The sequence below is a fragment of the Oryzomonas sagensis genome, assembly GCF_008802355.1.
Taxonomy (GTDB): Bacteria; Desulfobacterota; Desulfuromonadia; order Geobacterales; family Pseudopelobacteraceae; genus Oryzomonas; species Oryzomonas sagensis.
In genome coordinates this window covers 112907-128780 of record NZ_VZRA01000003.1, presented here as the reverse complement: position 1 = coordinate 128780, position 15874 = coordinate 112907, and the positions used below count along the sequence as shown (strand labels likewise).

Annotated in this window: 14 protein-coding genes; all 14 read left to right on the top strand. The window is 60.5% G+C overall.

Features of this window, described 5'->3' with window-relative positions; genetic code table 11:
• Positions 1-222 precede the first annotated feature (222 nt).
• The 14 genes from F6V30_RS11410 to F6V30_RS11345 all read left to right on the top strand — a co-directional run bounded on the left by F6V30_RS11410 (position 223) and on the right by F6V30_RS11345 (position 15864).
• Positions 223-2916 (top strand): 2-oxoglutarate dehydrogenase E1 component, encoded by a 2694-nt coding sequence (locus F6V30_RS11410; RefSeq protein WP_151157089.1) that lies wholly within the window; start codon positions 223-225, stop codon positions 2914-2916.
• Positions 2917-2975: 59 nt separating this feature from the next.
• Positions 2976-4118, top strand: coding sequence for a hypothetical protein (locus tag F6V30_RS11405; protein ID WP_151157088.1), 1143 nt, complete (start codon positions 2976-2978; stop codon positions 4116-4118).
• Between the two features lie 215 nt (positions 4119-4333).
• Positions 4334-4810, top strand: coding sequence for a cytochrome P460 family protein (locus tag F6V30_RS11400; RefSeq protein ID WP_151157087.1), 477 nt, complete (start codon positions 4334-4336; stop codon positions 4808-4810).
• A 42-nt stretch (positions 4811-4852) separates the two neighbouring features.
• Complete coding sequence (locus F6V30_RS11395; RefSeq protein WP_151157086.1) at positions 4853-6067, top strand: hybrid sensor histidine kinase/response regulator; 1215 nt, start codon at positions 4853-4855, stop codon at positions 6065-6067.
• Positions 6068-6079: 12 nt separating this feature from the next.
• Complete coding sequence (locus F6V30_RS11390; RefSeq protein ID WP_151157085.1) at positions 6080-6475, top strand: response regulator; 396 nt, start codon at positions 6080-6082, stop codon at positions 6473-6475.
• Positions 6476-6505: 30 nt separating this feature from the next.
• Positions 6506-8362 (top strand): methyl-accepting chemotaxis domain-containing protein, encoded by a 1857-nt coding sequence (locus F6V30_RS11385; RefSeq protein ID WP_151157084.1) that lies wholly within the window; start codon positions 6506-6508, stop codon positions 8360-8362.
• A gap of 28 nt (positions 8363-8390) precedes the next feature.
• Positions 8391-8753: an STAS domain-containing protein gene (locus tag F6V30_RS11380; protein ID WP_151157083.1), complete on the top strand. Its 363-nt coding sequence runs from the start codon at positions 8391-8393 to the stop codon at positions 8751-8753.
• Positions 8753-9118 carry a response regulator gene (locus tag F6V30_RS11375; protein WP_149309197.1) on the top strand — a complete coding sequence of 122 codons (366 nt, stop codon included), beginning with the start codon at positions 8753-8755 and terminating at the stop codon, positions 9116-9118. The genes F6V30_RS11380 and F6V30_RS11375 overlap by 1 nt, the downstream gene beginning before the upstream one ends.
• Before the next feature lie 46 nt (positions 9119-9164).
• Positions 9165-11288, top strand: a complete 2124-nt coding sequence (locus tag F6V30_RS11370) for a chemotaxis protein CheA (protein ID WP_151157082.1) — start codon at positions 9165-9167, stop codon at positions 11286-11288.
• Positions 11289-11427: 139 nt separating this feature from the next.
• Positions 11428-13101: a methyl-accepting chemotaxis protein gene (locus tag F6V30_RS11365; RefSeq protein WP_151157081.1), complete on the top strand. Its 1674-nt coding sequence runs from the start codon at positions 11428-11430 to the stop codon at positions 13099-13101.
• 9 nt (positions 13102-13110) lie between these two features.
• A complete protein-coding gene (locus tag F6V30_RS11360) occupies positions 13111-13596 on the top strand; it encodes a chemotaxis protein CheW (protein ID WP_151157080.1) in 486 nt (161 codons plus the stop codon).
• A 36-nt stretch (positions 13597-13632) separates the two neighbouring features.
• The gene (locus F6V30_RS11355) at positions 13633-14460 is read left to right on the top strand and encodes a response regulator (RefSeq protein ID WP_151157079.1); all 828 of its coding nucleotides are present in this window, start codon (positions 13633-13635) and stop codon (positions 14458-14460) included.
• Between the two features lie 49 nt (positions 14461-14509).
• A complete protein-coding gene (locus F6V30_RS11350) occupies positions 14510-15379 on the top strand; it encodes a CheR family methyltransferase (RefSeq protein WP_151157078.1) in 870 nt (289 codons plus the stop codon).
• On the top strand, positions 15376-15864 hold the full coding sequence (locus F6V30_RS11345; RefSeq protein WP_151157077.1) for a chemotaxis protein CheD: 489 nt from the start codon (positions 15376-15378) through the stop codon (positions 15862-15864). Before F6V30_RS11350 ends, F6V30_RS11345 begins: the two co-directional genes overlap by 4 nt.
• Positions 15865-15874 lie beyond the last annotated feature (10 nt).

Genomic DNA, 15874 nt, shown 5'->3' with positions numbered 1-15874 from the left:
TCTGGCGCCGGTGCATATCGCTTGAGCTCTACCTGCACAACGGCGCCAGAGAGGCGGTTCCCCCCGAGGAGGACCCATGGGGCAACACTGCCGGAGTTTCATTTTGTGGGACAACCACCAAACGCCGCAACGAATTTCTGCTCTTAACAGAGGACATTTTGTGGTAGGCTACCCCGAAAGCCTACGCGTAGCGACAGCGCATTCTTATCTTACGAGGCAGACATGGCAAAAAACTTCATTTCCAATCTCTCCGGTCCATGGCTTGAATCTCTCTATGAAACCTGGCAGCGGGACAACACGGCAGTGGCGGAGGAGTGGCAGCATTTTTTCAGCGGTTTCGAGCTTGGCAGAGAAAACGGCGCCCCAGCCACGCCAGGGGTGATGGACGAGGCCGCCGCCCTGAAACAGTCCGGCGTTCAGTCGCTCATCTACCGTTACCGCAACATCGGCCACCTGCTGGCCTGCACCGATCCCCTCTCCCCCTGCCTGCTCGAACACCCCCTGCTGCTGCTTTCCGAGTTCGGCCTGGGCGACGACGACCTTGACACCCGCTTTACCGCGCGGCGGTTCATCAAGCAGAGCGCGACCCTGCGGGAGATCGTGGCGACCCTGCGGGAGAGCTACTGCCGGGAAATCGGCGTCGAGTTCATGCACATCCAGGAACCGGCCGAGCGGCAATGGCTGATCGACCGCATGGAGCCGCGCCGCAACAGGCCGAACCTCTCTCCGGGAGAACGGTTGCATATCCTGGAGAAGCTCCACGAGGCGGCGCTGTTCGAGTCGTTTCTCCAGCGTCGCTTTCCCGGCCAGAAGCGTTTTTCGCTGGAAGGGGGCGATGTCCTGATCCCGGTGCTGGATGCGGTCAGGCAGGCGTGCCCGGCGGCCGGCATCAGCGACCTGGTGCTGGGCATGGCGCACCGCGGCAGACTGAACGTGCTGGCCCACATCTTCGGCAAGCCCTATGAGGACATCTTCGCCGAATTCCGCGATACCATGGAATTCGGTTTCCTGGGCGACGGGGACGTGAAATACCACAAGGGGTACTCGGCCGACATCGAATTGCCCGGCGGCAAGCTGCACCTGACCCTCACCTCCAACCCGAGCCACCTGGAGGCGGTCAACCCGGTGGTCGAGGGCAAATGCCGCGCCCGGCAGACCCGCTACGGCGAGGGGGGGGCTCAGCGGGTGCTGCCGCTGTTGATCCATGGCGACGCAGCCTTTGCGGGACAGGGGAGCATCATGGAGGTGCTCAACATGTCCCAACTGGAGGGGTATGGAACCGGCGGCACCATCCATGTGGTGCTCAACAACCAGATCGGCTTCACCACCCTCCCCAAGGATGCCCGTTCGACCCGCTATGCCACGGATGTGGCCAAGATGCTGGCCTGCCCCATCTTCCACGTGCAGGGCGAAGCCCCGGAGACCGCCGTGCACGCCGCCCGCCTGGCCCTGGAATACCGGCAGGCCTTTGGCCGCGACGTGGTGCTCGAACTGATCTGCTATCGCCGCCATGGCCATAACGAAGGGGACGAACCGGCCTTCACCCAGCCGCTCATGTACCGCAAGATTACGGCCCGCCCCACGGTCAACCGGATTTACGCCGATACCCTGGCCGAAGCGGGATTGGATGCGACGGAGCTGGCCGGCATCGAGCAGGGGATAGCGACCCGCCTCGACAACGCCCTGCAAACCGAGACTCAGGCGACAAAGATCGGTTTCCAGCAACAATGGAGCGATATCGCCCGCGATTATGCCGCCGCCGCCAGCGAAACCGGTGTCCCGGGGGAAAAACTCGTGGCCCTCGCCCGAAGCCTGGTGGAACTGCCGCCCGGTTTCACCCCCCATGCCAAGATTCTGACCTTGATCAAGAAACGCTTTGAAGCGGTGACGAGCGGGACCGGACTGGACTGGGGCAACGCCGAAACGCTGGCGTACGCCACACTGCTTGACGAGGGTATGCCGGTACGCCTCTCGGGGCAGGATTCGAGGCGAGGGACCTTCAACCACCGCCACTGCGTCCTGCACGACACCACCACCGGCGCCTCTTATACGCCGCTGGCGACGACGGCACGCGGGGGAGCGACCTTCCAGGCCTGGGACAGCCTTCTGTCGGAGTTCGGCGTGCTCGGCTTCGAGTACGGCTATTCCCTGGAAACCCCCAACGGCCTCGTCATCTGGGAGGCCCAGTTCGGGGATTTCGCCAATGGCGCCCAGGTCATCATCGACCAGTTCATCGCCAGCGGGGAAACCAAGTGGAACCGGGCCAGCGGACTCGTCATGCTGCTCCCCCACGGCTACGAAGGCCAGGGGGCCGAGCACTCCAGCGCACGCATCGAGCGCTATCTGCAACTGTGCGCCCGGGAGAACATGGTGGTGGCCACGCCCTCCACGCCGGCCCAGATGTTCCACCTGCTGCGCCGCCAGCTCAAGCAGCCCTTCCGGAAACCGCTGATCGTCTTTACGCCCAAGAGCCTGCTGCGTCACCCGAGTTGCGTTTCCTCCCTCGACGAGTTGCAGCATGGCGGCTTCCAGGAGGTGATCCTGGACAGCCCCGGCACCGCCGACGTCACCCGGGTGCTTGCCTGTAGCGGCAAGATCTATTATGAACTGGTTGAAGAGCGCGACCGCCTGGGCCGGAGCGATACCGCCATCGTCAGGATCGAACAGCTCTACCCGTTGCGCGGGGACCTGCTCGGGAAGATTGTCGGGGCTCTCCCCCCGGGAGTCCGCTTCAGCTGGGTCCAGGAGGAGCCGGAGAATATGGGGGCATGGCCCTATCTGCGCCGCTATTTGACCGAGGCAGCGGGGGCGATACGCTACGTGGGGCGCCCGGAGGACAGCTGTCCCGCCGTCGGCTCCCATCGTATCCATGCCGACGAGCAGAAGGCCGTCATCAGCGCCGCATTCGCCGACTGACCACCCCACGCCCGCACCGCCGGGCGCGAACACCACAAGATCGATTGCCCAGGGATTTTATGCCAGATTTGCTATTCATATCCGACAACCCAAAGGTGGTGCAGATAAAGGATCTGCTCCAGCCGTCGCTCAAGTTGGAAATCGGCGTGACAGCACATATCGAAGGCCTCCGGGAGGAACTCCACGGCCACCAACCGTCAGTACTCTGCATCCAGGAACAGGTAGCGGGGACAGGGGCCGAAGAGATCGCCAACCTCATCCGGGAGGAGCAGGGAGAGGGAACGTCCCTGTTTGTCCTGCTGCGCGCGGGGGACGACGGCGCCGTGCCGGCCGGGCCATGCTTCAAACACGCCATCGACCTGAGCCTGCCCGTGGATCAGCTCGCCAAGAGTATCCTTCGCGTGGTACTCAAACCGGCCTTCAAGCTCCGCTGGAACGATATCTACATCCCCCGGGACCGGCATAAAGCGGCGACGGCGCCCCCCGGCCGGGAAGAAGCGGAGCCAACAGGGGCGGACGCCGCCCCTGCAAAAGCGGAGATCCCGGCCGAGCTCTTGAAGGCGTTTGAACACAACTACCACTCCCGGCATCGCGGCAGGTGGCTGAAGTATGCCGCAGCCTCCCTGGCGGCATGCCTGGCCGTCGGCGGCTGGCAGCTGAGCTCGAACAGGCTCGATCAGGGGGGGAGCGTCTCCTCGCCACCAGAGTCACCGTCACGGCCGGCGGCCAAATCTCCGGCGGTGCCCCCTGCCCTTCCGGCCAAAAAGAGCATCCCCCGCCCCCCGGCTCCCTCTCCCGTTGCAATCGCCCCGAAGACCCCATCGGCCTCGCGCACGGCCGCGGCCCCGGCCGCGACGATGAAACTGCCGTCGTTTATTCCGGCGAAAGGGCGGGACAACGCCTATTCCCGCCGGAAACCGAACTGGGAGCGCTATGCCGATACGAACTACGAGTTCCGCATTCTCAGGTCGGGCAGCCGCATCAAAGCCCTCCAGGTGCTGGCGTCCAAACGACGTGCCATCAGCGAGGCGTTTTTCAAATCGGCCCTGGCCGAAGTTGCGGGAACCGGCGACTACCGCATCACCTCCCACGAGCAAAAGGATGGCTTTTCCATACGACGCGGGAAGGTAGGCAACGGGGCCGGAATTGTGCGTTACGACCAAGGACGGAACCTGCGGGCCTTTGTCATCTCGCTCCCCTAAGTGTCGCGCAGGCCGATGACACCGGAGTTGCGTGGACCAGAACGGCACCAAGCGTCCTGGTGACGGATGACAATGCAGAGTTGCGGTTCGCCTTGGCGCTACGTCTGGGCGCCTTTGACCATCTGACCGAGCCGTTTGAGACGTATTTACCATTTGGACATACCGGCAAGTTATGTTAAGTTATTTTTCATATTACTTCAGGAGTCGTGATATTTATGAACCGGATCGTAGCAGTTGTTATGTTGTGCCTTATCTCCCTGCCGGCCGCCCTGTGGGCCGGCTCCTCCTCCCCTTCCCTTCCCAAGTCGTACCATTCCTGGCAAAAAAGCGGCCGCAAGGTCGTCACCGACAAAAGCTCGCTTTTTTACGGGATTCACTACATCTACGCCGACAAAAAGGCCATGAATGGCTATAAGGCCGGCAACCGTTTTGCCGAGGGGAGTTCCATCGTCATCGAGCACTTCAACATCAAGGACGGCTCAGGTTCGCCCGCCGAGGGTTCCAAGAACATGGTTGTCCTGATGCGCAAGGATAAACGCATGAAAACGACCGGAGGGTGGCTGTTCGCCGGGTATGGCGCCGACGGTGCCCCCAGCGGGCTCGACCCCGTGAGCACCTGCTTCGGCTGCCATCAGAAAGACGCGGCCAAGAAGGATTACGTCATCTCTACCATCAACGATTTCAAAAAGTAGCCATGTGGCGAATCCATATCACGATCACTTAACCGGGCAGCCATGACTTCATCCGCAGGGCCGCTTGACCGTCGGCCTCCCCATATCCTCGTCGTGGACGACGAGGAGGATATTCTGCGCCTGATCACCTTCGGCCTCGAACAATCGGGGTTCAGGATCAGTACCGCCGGACATGCCACCGGGGCGCGCCGTCTGCTGCAAGACGACCAGTTCGATACGATCATCACGGATGTCATGATGCCGGACGAGGACGGCATTACCTTTCTGGGGGACATTCACCGGCGTCTGCCTGATACCCCCATCATCATCATGACGGGATACGCCCAGTTCCAGGTGGCCGTCAACGCCATCAAGAACGGGGCATTCGACTTCATCTCCAAGCCTTTCGACCTGCTCTACCTGCAGAACGTGGTCGCCAAGGCCGTCAACTACTCGAAGTTGCTGCGCATGGAAAAGAACTACCGGGCCGAACTCGAAGCAGCCGTTGTCGCCCGGACCGGGGAGTTGAAAAATGCCCTGACGGAGTTGGAAAAAACGCGCACGGCCCTGCTCGGGGCGGCCAACGAAAAAAGCGAATTCATGGCGACCATCACCCATGAAATGCGCACCCCCATGAACGGCGTGATCGGGGCGCTTGATCTGCTCGCGGACACCGATACTTCGGGCGTTCAGAAAGAATACCTCGAAATGGCCCGCCAGTCGGCCGAAAAGATGCTGGAACTCGTAGATCGGGTGCTTTCGTTCAGAAACGGCTTCAGCCATACGGCGGCGACCGGGCGTGGATTTCTCGACCTTCCCTCGACTATGGAGCGGTTGGCCCGGGACCATCGCGAACGATTCGCCGAAAAAAAACTCAGCCTCGATGTTTGGATCGCGCCGGACATCCCCCGGAGAATCGCCTGCGACGGCGAACAACTGTACCGGCTCTTGGGGATACTGTTGGAAAACGCCCTCAAGTTTACCGACGCCGGAGGGGTGTGCCTGGAGGTTGCCGCGGGGTCCCCAGAAGATTCCTGCGTATGCTTCACCGTGCGCGACAGCGGCAGCGGCATCCCCGACGACATGCTGGAACGGATTTTCGAACCCTTTGTCCAGGTGGACAGTTCGCTGACACGGCGCTTCGGTGGCGTAGGACTCGGCCTGAGCATTGCGAGACACATCGCCACCCTTCTGGATGGCCGTTTGTGGGCTGAAAACCGGCCAGGCGCCGGATGCAGCTTTCATTTCCAGGTCAAGGCAGATACGACGTTACACTAAAAGGAGCCCTTCGTGAAATGCCTCATTGTGGAAGACGACTTCATTTCGCGCCGAATTCTCAAAGAGATGCTGTCGAAGCATTTCGACTGCGACATCGCCATCAACGGGGAAGAGGCGGTGACATCCTTTCGGCTGGCCCACGAGGGCAAGCACCCCTATGACCTGATCTGCATGGATATCATGATGCCGGGGGTCAACGGCCAGGAGGCGCTGAGGCGTATCCGGGAGTTGGAACGCTCGCTCCAGGTTCCCCCGCAACTGGAGGCCAAGGTAATCATGACCACCGCTCTGGACGATCCCCAAACGGTCGTTCAGGCATTCTACAAGGGAGGCGCGACCGCCTATCTCGTCAAACCGATCGGCAGGCAGAAGCTGATGAACGAATTACGGGTGCTCGGTCTGCTGTAACTTCCTCCACCCCCATAAAGGACGCATTCCATGGCCTCTGGAACACCGCACATCACCATACCCCAGGTCGGAGCGAACAGCGAAAAGGCACTTGCCGGGTGGCGCTCCGTCATAACCCCCTCAATCGATACACTCAAAAAGCTGGCAGGCACCACCGAGGACGAGTTTCTTCAGATCGGTGCCCAAATGCAGGATTTTTATCAGCGTTCCCAAGAGATCACGTCCATGGCCAACCAGATGGTCGAGGCCGTCTCCGGCCCGCAGGCCCAGACGGTGGTCGAGCGTCTGCGCGAGATGATGGGAAATATGGAGGCCTATCTCTCCAGCACCCGCTCCCAGAGCCATGAGAACTGCACCATGCTGGAACGTATCCTGGAACTCCTCGACCATTTGACGGAGCCCCTGGACGGGTTTCAGAAGATGTACAAGATCCTGCGGATGCTGAGCACCTCGACGAAGATCGAGAGTTCCCGCCTGGGCGAACTGGGGCTCGGGTTCCAGACCCTGGCCATGGACGTGGAAAAGCTCTCCCACATGGTGCACGAGAAATCGGCCAGCATCCAGGGCGACCGGCAGATGCTGGCCGGCATGATCGGCGATACCCTGCGCACCGTCCGCACCAGCGAAGCCGACCAGGACAGGGAGTTGAGCACGACCCTCGCGAGCGCCTCCCACACCCTGGAAGAACTGGTCTCCGTCAACGACCGCTGTACCAGCTTCGCCACCATGATCTCATCCATCTCCGGCGAGGTCTCCGGCAATCTCAGCGAAGTGGTTGCTTCCATGCAGATGCACGACATGACCCGTCAGCAGTTCGAACACATCGTGGAGGCCCTGGAATGCCTTGCCGCCAAGTTGCAGGGCTTCTCCGCCGCCGTTCATACGAACGGGGATCCCCACAAACTGATCACGGAAACCGGCGACGTGTGCGAATTGCAATCCGCACAACTCCGTCATGCGGCATCAGAGCTCTGCGGAGCGGTTCGCTCCATCGTCGAAAATCTTCGGGACATGGCCGGGAAACAGGCTCGAATGACCTCGGAAACCCTGAGCACCACCGGCATCGCCGACTCAACAACCGGAGGTTCGTTCGTGGGGGCCATCAGCGACGACATGGGCACCGTAACCGCGGTGCTGGCCAAATGTACCCTGGCCGACCAGGAGATGTCCGCCACGCTGAAGAAGGTTGCCGATACGATGCAGGAGGTAACCGGCTTTGTAACGGATATTGAAGACATCGGCCTGGAGATCGACCTGATCGCCCTCAACTCCCAGATCAAAGCGGCCCACACCGGCCGCGAGGGCGCCGCCCTGGGGGTGCTCGCAGAGGCGATCAAGCGGCTTTCCGTTGATGCCGTGACCCAGACCTCGGCGGTTTCGGAGGCCTTGTTGCAAATCAACCATGTCACGGAGCGCCTTTTCGGCGAGGCGAACCAGGAGCGGGAGCACCTTGGGGCGAAGGTTGCCACCATGGAAGAGGAAACCGAACAGATCCTCGCCTCCCTGGGCACGATGAACAGCGAACTGGTCTCCCTGCTGGCCGCCCTCAACGGCAAGGTTCAAACCCTGACGGAGAGGATAGAAGAGGCCACGGGAAGCATGGACGCCCACGAGCGGGTCGCGAGCCTGACGGACGAAGTCATGTCCCGCCTCGATGTCATTGTCAGGGAAGCCCGAGAACTCGAACCGGCCAGCACGGAATTCAAGGATAACCTGCGCCACATGGAAGAACGCTACACCATGGAGAGCGAACGCAGCATCCATGAGTCGATTGCCCGCAAACGCGGCATGGCTAGTGCCATAGCGACACCGAAGGACGCCGCACCGGAAGCGCCGTCATCCACGGACGCCGATTTGGAGTTCGGCGACAATGTCGATCTTTTTTAGACATGACACATGAGCGAGGGGGAATGGCATGATGGAACGAAAAGCATGTGACCCGAAAAGAACGGCGGATGCTTCGGCCAGAACACTGGCCATCGATGGCGCCTTGACCATCGAACGGAGCGGCGAATTCTGCCAAACCCTTAGGGACGCCCTTGCCGGCGCGCAGCAGGTCGTCCTGGATGTGACACAGGTGCAAGAGATCGACATACCGGGCTTGCAGTTGATCTGCTCCGCATGCAAGACGGCAGCAGCCGCCGGCAAGGTATTCACCTTTGCGGGGCACCTCCCCGCGTGCCTGCTGGAATTGAAGGACGGGATCGGGGCATGCCAGAACAGCCCGTGCAGTCACAACGGAAACTCATCCTGCATTTGGTTCGGAGGTATGAAATAATGGCAAAACTGATAATGACGGCCGACGATTCGGCCAGTGTCCGGCAGATGGTCAGCTTCACCCTCAAACAAAACGGGTATGACGTTCTTGAGGCGGTGGACGGCAAAGACGCCCTGGCCAAGCTTTCCTCCCAAAAGGTAGATATGCTGATTACCGACCTGAACATGCCGAACGTCGACGGCCTGGGGTTGATCAGGGGCGTTCGGGCCGGGGCGCTCAACAAGTTCATCCCGATCATCATGCTGACCACCGAATCCCAGGACGGCAAAAAATCGGAAGGCAAGGCCGCCGGCGCAACCGGCTGGATCGTGAAGCCTTTCAAACCCGAGCAGCTTATAGCCGTCATCAAGAAGGTTCTCGGGTGATCGCTGTCGCTTCGACACATACCCTAGCCGCACGAGGCCCACTATCATGATCGAACAGCATATTGTCACGTACCGGGAAGAGGCGAACGAACTACTGGCGGAACTGGAAACGTCGCTTCTCGAACTGGAAGAGAACCCCACGGACGAGGAGTTGATCGGCAGGGTCTTCCGCGCCATGCACACCATCAAGGGGTCGGGCGCCATGTTCGGCTTCGACGAGGTCGCCCAATTTACCCACGAGGTGGAAACGGTCTTCGATCTGGTACGCAACGGCAAGATGACGGTTTCGAAACTGCTCCTGAACCTGACCCTGCGCGCCCGGGATCACATCAAGAGCCTCCTGGACGCATCCGTTTCCGGGGAGGAGTCCGACCGCGCCGAAGGCGAGGCGGTTATTGCCGGACTCAAACAGCTCGTTCCGTCATCCCCGAACGAACCGAGTCCACCGCCAGTCCAGAGTCAGCCCGCTCCTGACGCCGGGGCCGAGACGTTGAAGACCTGGCGCATCCGCTTCAAACCGTGCCCGGAAATTTTCCTGTCCGGCACAAAACCGCTGGGCTTGATCAATGAACTCCGCGAGTTGGGGACCTGCCATGTGGTGGCCCACACCGCGGGCGTCCCTGTGCTGAACGACATGAACCCCGAACTCTGCTACATTTACTGGGATATCATCCTGACCACCGCGCGTGGTATGGACGCCATCAAGGATGTCTTCATCTTCATAGAGGACGATTGCGAATTGAAGGTGGATTTGATCGACGACGGCGGCACCGGCGATACGGACCTGGACTATAAGAAACTGGGCGATATCCTGGTGGAGCGCGGCGACCTGAGCCCGATGGAAATCCAGAAGATCCTCGGACTCCAAAAACGCTTTGGAGAGCTGGCGGTTGCCGTCGGGGCCATTACGCCCGACAAGGTGCAGTCTGCCCTGGTGGAACAGCAGCACGTCAAGAACGTGCGCCAGGAGCGGGCCACACAGGAATCGACCTCCAGCATCCGCGTGCCCGCCGAAAAGCTTGACCTGCTGGTCAACCTGGTGGGGGAACTGGTCACGGTTCAGGCCCATCTCAGCCAGACGGCGGCCCTTCACGGCAACACCGATTTCGCCTCCATCGCCGAGGAGGTGGAACGCCTGACCAACGACCTGCGCGATACGGCCCTCAACATCCGCATGCTGCCCATCGGCACCACCTTCAGCAAGTTCAAGCGCCTGGTGCGCGACCTTTCCCAGGAACTGGGCAAGGAAATCGAGATGGAGACCGAAGGGGCGGAAACGGAGTTGGACAAAACCGTCATCGAGCGGCTCAACGACCCCCTGGTGCACCTGATCCGCAACAGTATCGACCACGGCATCGAAATGCCCGACGTGCGTCTGGCCGCCGGCAAACCGGCCCAGGGGACCGTACACCTGGGGGCGATGCACTCAGGGGATAGTGTCCTGATCACCATCCGCGACGACGGGGCGGGACTCGACAAGGAGGCCATCCGCTCCAAGGCCGTGGAGCGGGGGATTATTGCGGCCACTGCCGAGTTGTCGGACAAGGAGATCTACAATCTGATCTTTGCCCCCGGTTTCTCCACCGCAGCCAAGGTAACCAACGTCTCGGGCCGCGGCGTGGGCATGGATGTAGTCAAGAAGGCCATCGAAGGGCTTCGCGGCAGCATCGACATCACCACGGCGCAGGGGACGGGCAGCACCATCACGCTCAAGATTCCCCTGACCCTGGCCATCATCGAAAGCCTGCTGGTGCGCATCGGCCCCGACTACTTCGTCATGCCGCTCTCGTCGGTCGAGGAATGCGTCGAACTCACCCGGGACAACATCGAGGAGGCCCACGGCCGCCATCTGGCCAACGTGCGCGGCGCCATCGTCCCCTATATCCCGCTCCGGGATCAATTCAGCATCTCCGCCAACCGTCCGGACATCGAACAGATCGTCATCACGAACATCCACGGCACCAAGGTCGGCTTTGTCGTGGACAGCGTCATCGGCGAACACCAGACGGTTATCAAGTCCCTGGGGCGGATGTATCGCGACATCAAAGGCATTTCAGGCGCCACGATCCTGGGAGACGGCACCGTGGCCCTGATCCTCGACATGGGGCTCTTGCTCCAGTCGGTCGAAACCCTTGAACAGGGCGGGGTATCCTCCGCTATCCCAATGTGAACAGTACAAAAAATTTTTGGGGTGCTATGCAACGTGTGGTTTCAATAATTGCCGATAATGCGCCGTGTTAAGCGGGCATCCCACCCCGTGGTATTTTTGATTGCAGTATAATGACAAACATCATCAAGGAGGCGACAGCATGCTCAACAACATGAAAATTGGAAAACGGCTCGCATTTGGATTTGGCATCATATTGGCGCTTATGTTTGCGCTGGTTTGGATCGGCATCTCCGATATGGGGCAGATCCAGGGGAAACTGGAGCGCATCGTCAAGGTCAACAATATGCGATCAGAGTTGACAAGCGATATGTTGAACAATGTCTACGAGGTATCGGTAAACCTCCGCAATGCGATCATCGACGAGAATGCCGAGAAACGCCAGGAATACGGAAAAAATATTCAGGAACAGCGCGACCAGTACAATGAGGGTTTCAAAAAGATCGAAAGCCTGACCACGAAAGAGGACCCGAAAGGCCTGGAATTGCTTGCCAAGATCAAGGAGGGCCAGGCCGCGGCGCGCACCTTGAACAGCAAGGTGCTTGAACTCACCCTGGCCGGGAAAAACACGGAGGCGTCATCTTTGATGATGAAAGAGGCCCGTCCAGCGACCAGAAAGTGGATCGGTTTTCTCCATGATTTTAGCGATCACCAGAAGGAACGCACCCGGATACGTCACGAGGAAGCGGTCAAGACCTACGAGACCGCCCGTATGTGGATACTCGTCATCGGCGGCGCGGCCATACTGTTTGCGGTTTTCGTGGCCTTATTCCTGACGCGAGGCATCGTGCGTCCGCTCACTGAAGCCGTGGGTGTGGCCAACGCCTTGGCCGCGGGGGACCTGACCGTCGCGGTGGAGGTCAGGAGCAAGGACGAGACCGGCCAATTGATGGAAGCCATCAGGAACATGGTCGAGAAACTCAAACACGTGGTGGGTGACGTGATCGCCGCGGCGGACAATGTGGCCTCCGGCAGCCAGGAACTCTCCGCCACGGCGCAGCAGCTCTCCCAGGGGGCCACCGAGCAGGCGGCCAGCGCCGAGGAGATCTCCTCCTCCATGGAGGAGATGACCTCCAGCATCAAGCAGAACGCCGACAACTCGGGCCAGACCGAGAAAATCGCGGTCAAGAGCGCCAGCGACGCCAAGGAGGGGGGCAAAGCCGTGGCCGGGACCGTGGGGGCCATGAAGGAGATCGCCACCAAGATTTCCATCATCGAGGAGATCGCCCGCCAGACCAACCTGCTGGCCTTGAACGCCGCCATCGAGGCGGCCCGGGCCGGGGAGCACGGCAAGGGGTTTGCCGTGGTCGCCTCGGAGGTGCGCAAACTGGCCGAGCGCTCGCAGGCAGCGGCCGGCGAGATCAGCGAGCTCTCCACCCGCAGCGTCCAGGTGGCCGAGGCCGCCGGCGACATGCTGGACAGGATGCTGCCGGACATCCAGAAGACCGCCGAACTGGTGCAGGAGATCAGCGCCTCCAGCAAGGAGCAGGACACTGGGGCCGAGCAGATCAACAAGGCCATCCAGCAACTGGACAGCGTCATCCAGCAGAACGCCTCGGCCAGCGAGGAGATGGCCTCCACCTCGGAAGAGCTTTCGGGTCAGGCCGAGCAGTTGAAGGATTCCATCAGCTTCTTCCGCATCGACGCAGGCCAGTCCCGGGGTTCGCAGAGCCCTCGTCCGGCCCGCAAGAACGTCCAAATCGCCCACGTCGCCCGGAACGTTTCCGCGCCGGCGGTCCGCAAAGGCAGCGGGATCAGTCTCGACCTGGGAACCCCGGGGCCGGATCGTCTTGACGACGAATTCGAGAAATTCTAGGGGGGCGCCATGAGTGCAGCGGACATCATCGAAACGGTCCAGTATCTCACCTTCAAGCTCGACGAGGAGGTCTTTGCCCTCGACGTGGCCAAGGTCAGGGAGATATTGGAGTACACCGGCATCACCAAGGTGCCCCAGACCCCGGACTTCATGCGGGGGGTCATCAACCTGCGGGGCAGCGTCGTCCCGGTCATCGACCTGCGGCTCAAATTCGGCATGTCGGCCACCGAGCGCACGGTCAACACCTGTATCATCGTGGTGGAGGTGGAATTGGAGGACGAGACCCTTATCCTGGGTGTTCTGGCCGACTCGGTTCAGGAGGTGATCGAGATGGAGCCGGAGCAGATCGAGGCCGCGCCCCACATCGGCACCCACCTCAACACCGACTTCATCAAGGGCATGGGCAAACACGACAACAGATTCATCATGATCCTGGACAGCGATAAAATATTTACCGATGAAGAGTTGTACACGGTGCAGCAGGACGTGGGGTGACAGCCCGATTCCACGTATGGCGGGGCAGCAACGACCATGCAGCACGAAGCGATAAAATACCAGGTATGGAGTTATCCCACGTCGCCCCAGGCGGGGCTTGCGGACGATAAAATACCGCGCATCCTCCTGGCCGAAGACAACACCTTGGACCAAGTCAGCATCCGCAAGCTGCTGGAAAAGGGCAACGTGCAGGTCCACTGCGTCGATAACGGCCGCGACGCCGTGGACGAGGCCAGAAGCGGAAGTTACGACCTCATCCTGATGGATATCCTCATGCCGGAGATGGACGGTTTTGTGGCCACCCTCAAAATCCGCGAAGAGGAGCAAGCCGTCGGCGGGGGCACTGTGCCGATCATCGCCCTGACCGCCTACTCCCTCAAGGCGATCCAGGACAAGTGCCGTAGTGTCGGCATGAACGGGTATCTTTCAAAGCCGATGTCGGCCAGGGAGTTGCGGGCGGTGTGCGGCCTGTTTTGCGTCCTTCCCCCCGGTGAAGGGTCAGAACTGGAAGCCTGCGGAACGCTCCCCATCCTGGACGAAGAAGAGGCGCTGGAGAACCTGGGGGGGGTCCGCCCCCTCTATGATGAGCTTGTTGACATGTTCATCGACCAAGCCCCTCATTTGATCGATCATCTTGCCGACCTTGTCAGGGCCGGTGATACGGAGGCGGCCAAAAGGCACATCCGCAGATTGATGGTATCCGCCGAGACCATCGGCGCCAAGCGTCTCGCACATCTGTGCAGCCACATTCAGTCGAGCCTTGACGGCGGCAATCTGGACGACTGTGCACAATGGACCGCCCAACTCCCCCACGAGCTGGAGCTTCTTACGAACACTATTCTTCTTGACAGGGATGGCCTATGAGTGTGCACCGGCGGTCGATTATGACCTCTCCCCGTATTGGAACGCTTTTATGAACCCGCACGACGAGGCCTTCCATACCCCCGGTATTCCTGCAGTACTCAAAGACAGGGAATTCAACAGGTTCAGCGGTTTTATCTATGACGAGGTCGGCATCAAGATGCCGGCGGCCAAGAAGACCATGTTGGAGGCCCGCTTGCAAAAGCGGCTCAAAGCCCTCGGCATGCGTACCTTCGAGGAATACGCGGAGCACGTTTTCAGCGGCGCGGAGAAGAGCAGTGAGCTGATCCACCTGATCGACGTGGTGACGACCAACAAGACCGATTTCTTCCGGGAGCCCGCCCATTTCGACTACCTTGTGAAATCGGCGCTTCCTGCGCTGGTGGAGGCGCGGGAGGCCGGTTACCGGTCGCCGCTCAAGATATGGAGCGCCGGCTGTTCCAGCGGCGAAGAACCGTACACTCTGACCATGGTCCTATCGGAGTTCATGGCGAACAATCCCGGGTTTCGCGTTTCCATCCTGGCAACGGATATCTCGACGGCGGTGTTGGAAAAGGCAAAAAACGCCATCTACACCGAAGATCGCGTCGACCCCATCCCCTTGCAGATGAAGAAAAAATACCTACTGAGAAGCCGCGACAAGAGCAAGGGGCTGGTACGTGTGGCTCCCCACCTGCGTTCCCTGGTCCAGTTCAGGCGCCTGAACTTCATGGAGGATTTCGGCATGCGGGAACAGATGGAGATCATCTTCTGCCGCAATGTCATCATCTATTTCGACAAGCCGACCCAAGAGCGGCTGCTGAACAAATTCTGCCGCCAACTGGTCCCCGGGGGGTATCTCTTTCTCGGGCACTCCGAAACTTTGAGCGGCCTGAATGTCCCCTTGACGCCGGTGGCATCGACCGTGTATCGGAAACTATGAAAAACCTGTACGACAAGCATGTGTGCAACGTATACTTGAAACCCGGGGAGATTTTCGTCGCCCGGAGCCCTGCCCTTGTCTCCACGGTGCTCGGTTCCTGCGTTGCGGTGATTTTGCATGCGCCCCGGATCGGCGTAGGGGCCATCTGCCACGCCATGCTCCCCGGCGGAAAAGCGGAGCAGGATGATTTTCGTTATGTGGACAGAGCCGTATCATATCTGTATAACCGGATAAGCGCCCTGTGCGGCGGCCCAAACGACATCGAGGCCAAGCTCTTCGGGGGGGCGAACGTGCTCAACTTCACCGTCCGCAACGACGGAGCGGGGTCGGTTGGGGGCCAGAACATCGAAGCCGCCTTGCAGGCGCTCGACGGGCTCGGCCTGAAGGTATCGGCGGCCGATACCGGCGGCAACCAGGGCAGAAAGCTGTTTTTCTATTCTCGCAGCGGCGAGGTTTTCGTGCGCCAGGTACGAAAGATCTTCTGATGATCGGCGT

Excerpts from the sequence above, each read along its gene's own strand:
- F6V30_RS11410 (WP_151157089.1), top strand. The coding sequence starts at position 223 with ATGGCAAAAAACTTCATTTCCAATCTCTCCGGTCCATGGCTTGAATCT.
- F6V30_RS11405 (WP_151157088.1), top strand. The coding sequence starts at position 2,976 with ATGCCAGATTTGCTATTCATATCCGACAACCCAAAGGTGGTGCAGATA.
- F6V30_RS11400 (WP_151157087.1), top strand. The coding sequence starts at position 4,334 with ATGAACCGGATCGTAGCAGTTGTTATGTTGTGCCTTATCTCCCTGCCG.
- F6V30_RS11395 (WP_151157086.1), top strand. The coding sequence starts at position 4,853 with ATGACTTCATCCGCAGGGCCGCTTGACCGTCGGCCTCCCCATATCCTC.
- F6V30_RS11385 (WP_151157084.1), top strand. The coding sequence starts at position 6,506 with ATGGCCTCTGGAACACCGCACATCACCATACCCCAGGTCGGAGCGAAC.
- F6V30_RS11380 (WP_151157083.1), top strand. The coding sequence starts at position 8,391 with ATGATGGAACGAAAAGCATGTGACCCGAAAAGAACGGCGGATGCTTCG.
- F6V30_RS11375 (WP_149309197.1), top strand. The coding sequence starts at position 8,753 with ATGGCAAAACTGATAATGACGGCCGACGATTCGGCCAGTGTCCGGCAG.
- F6V30_RS11370 (WP_151157082.1), top strand. The coding sequence starts at position 9,165 with ATGATCGAACAGCATATTGTCACGTACCGGGAAGAGGCGAACGAACTA.
- F6V30_RS11365 (WP_151157081.1), top strand. The coding sequence starts at position 11,428 with ATGCTCAACAACATGAAAATTGGAAAACGGCTCGCATTTGGATTTGGC.
- F6V30_RS11360 (WP_151157080.1), top strand. The coding sequence starts at position 13,111 with ATGAGTGCAGCGGACATCATCGAAACGGTCCAGTATCTCACCTTCAAG.
- F6V30_RS11355 (WP_151157079.1), top strand. The coding sequence starts at position 13,633 with ATGCAGCACGAAGCGATAAAATACCAGGTATGGAGTTATCCCACGTCG.
- F6V30_RS11350 (WP_151157078.1), top strand. The coding sequence starts at position 14,510 with ATGAACCCGCACGACGAGGCCTTCCATACCCCCGGTATTCCTGCAGTA.
- F6V30_RS11345 (WP_151157077.1), top strand. The coding sequence starts at position 15,376 with ATGAAAAACCTGTACGACAAGCATGTGTGCAACGTATACTTGAAACCC.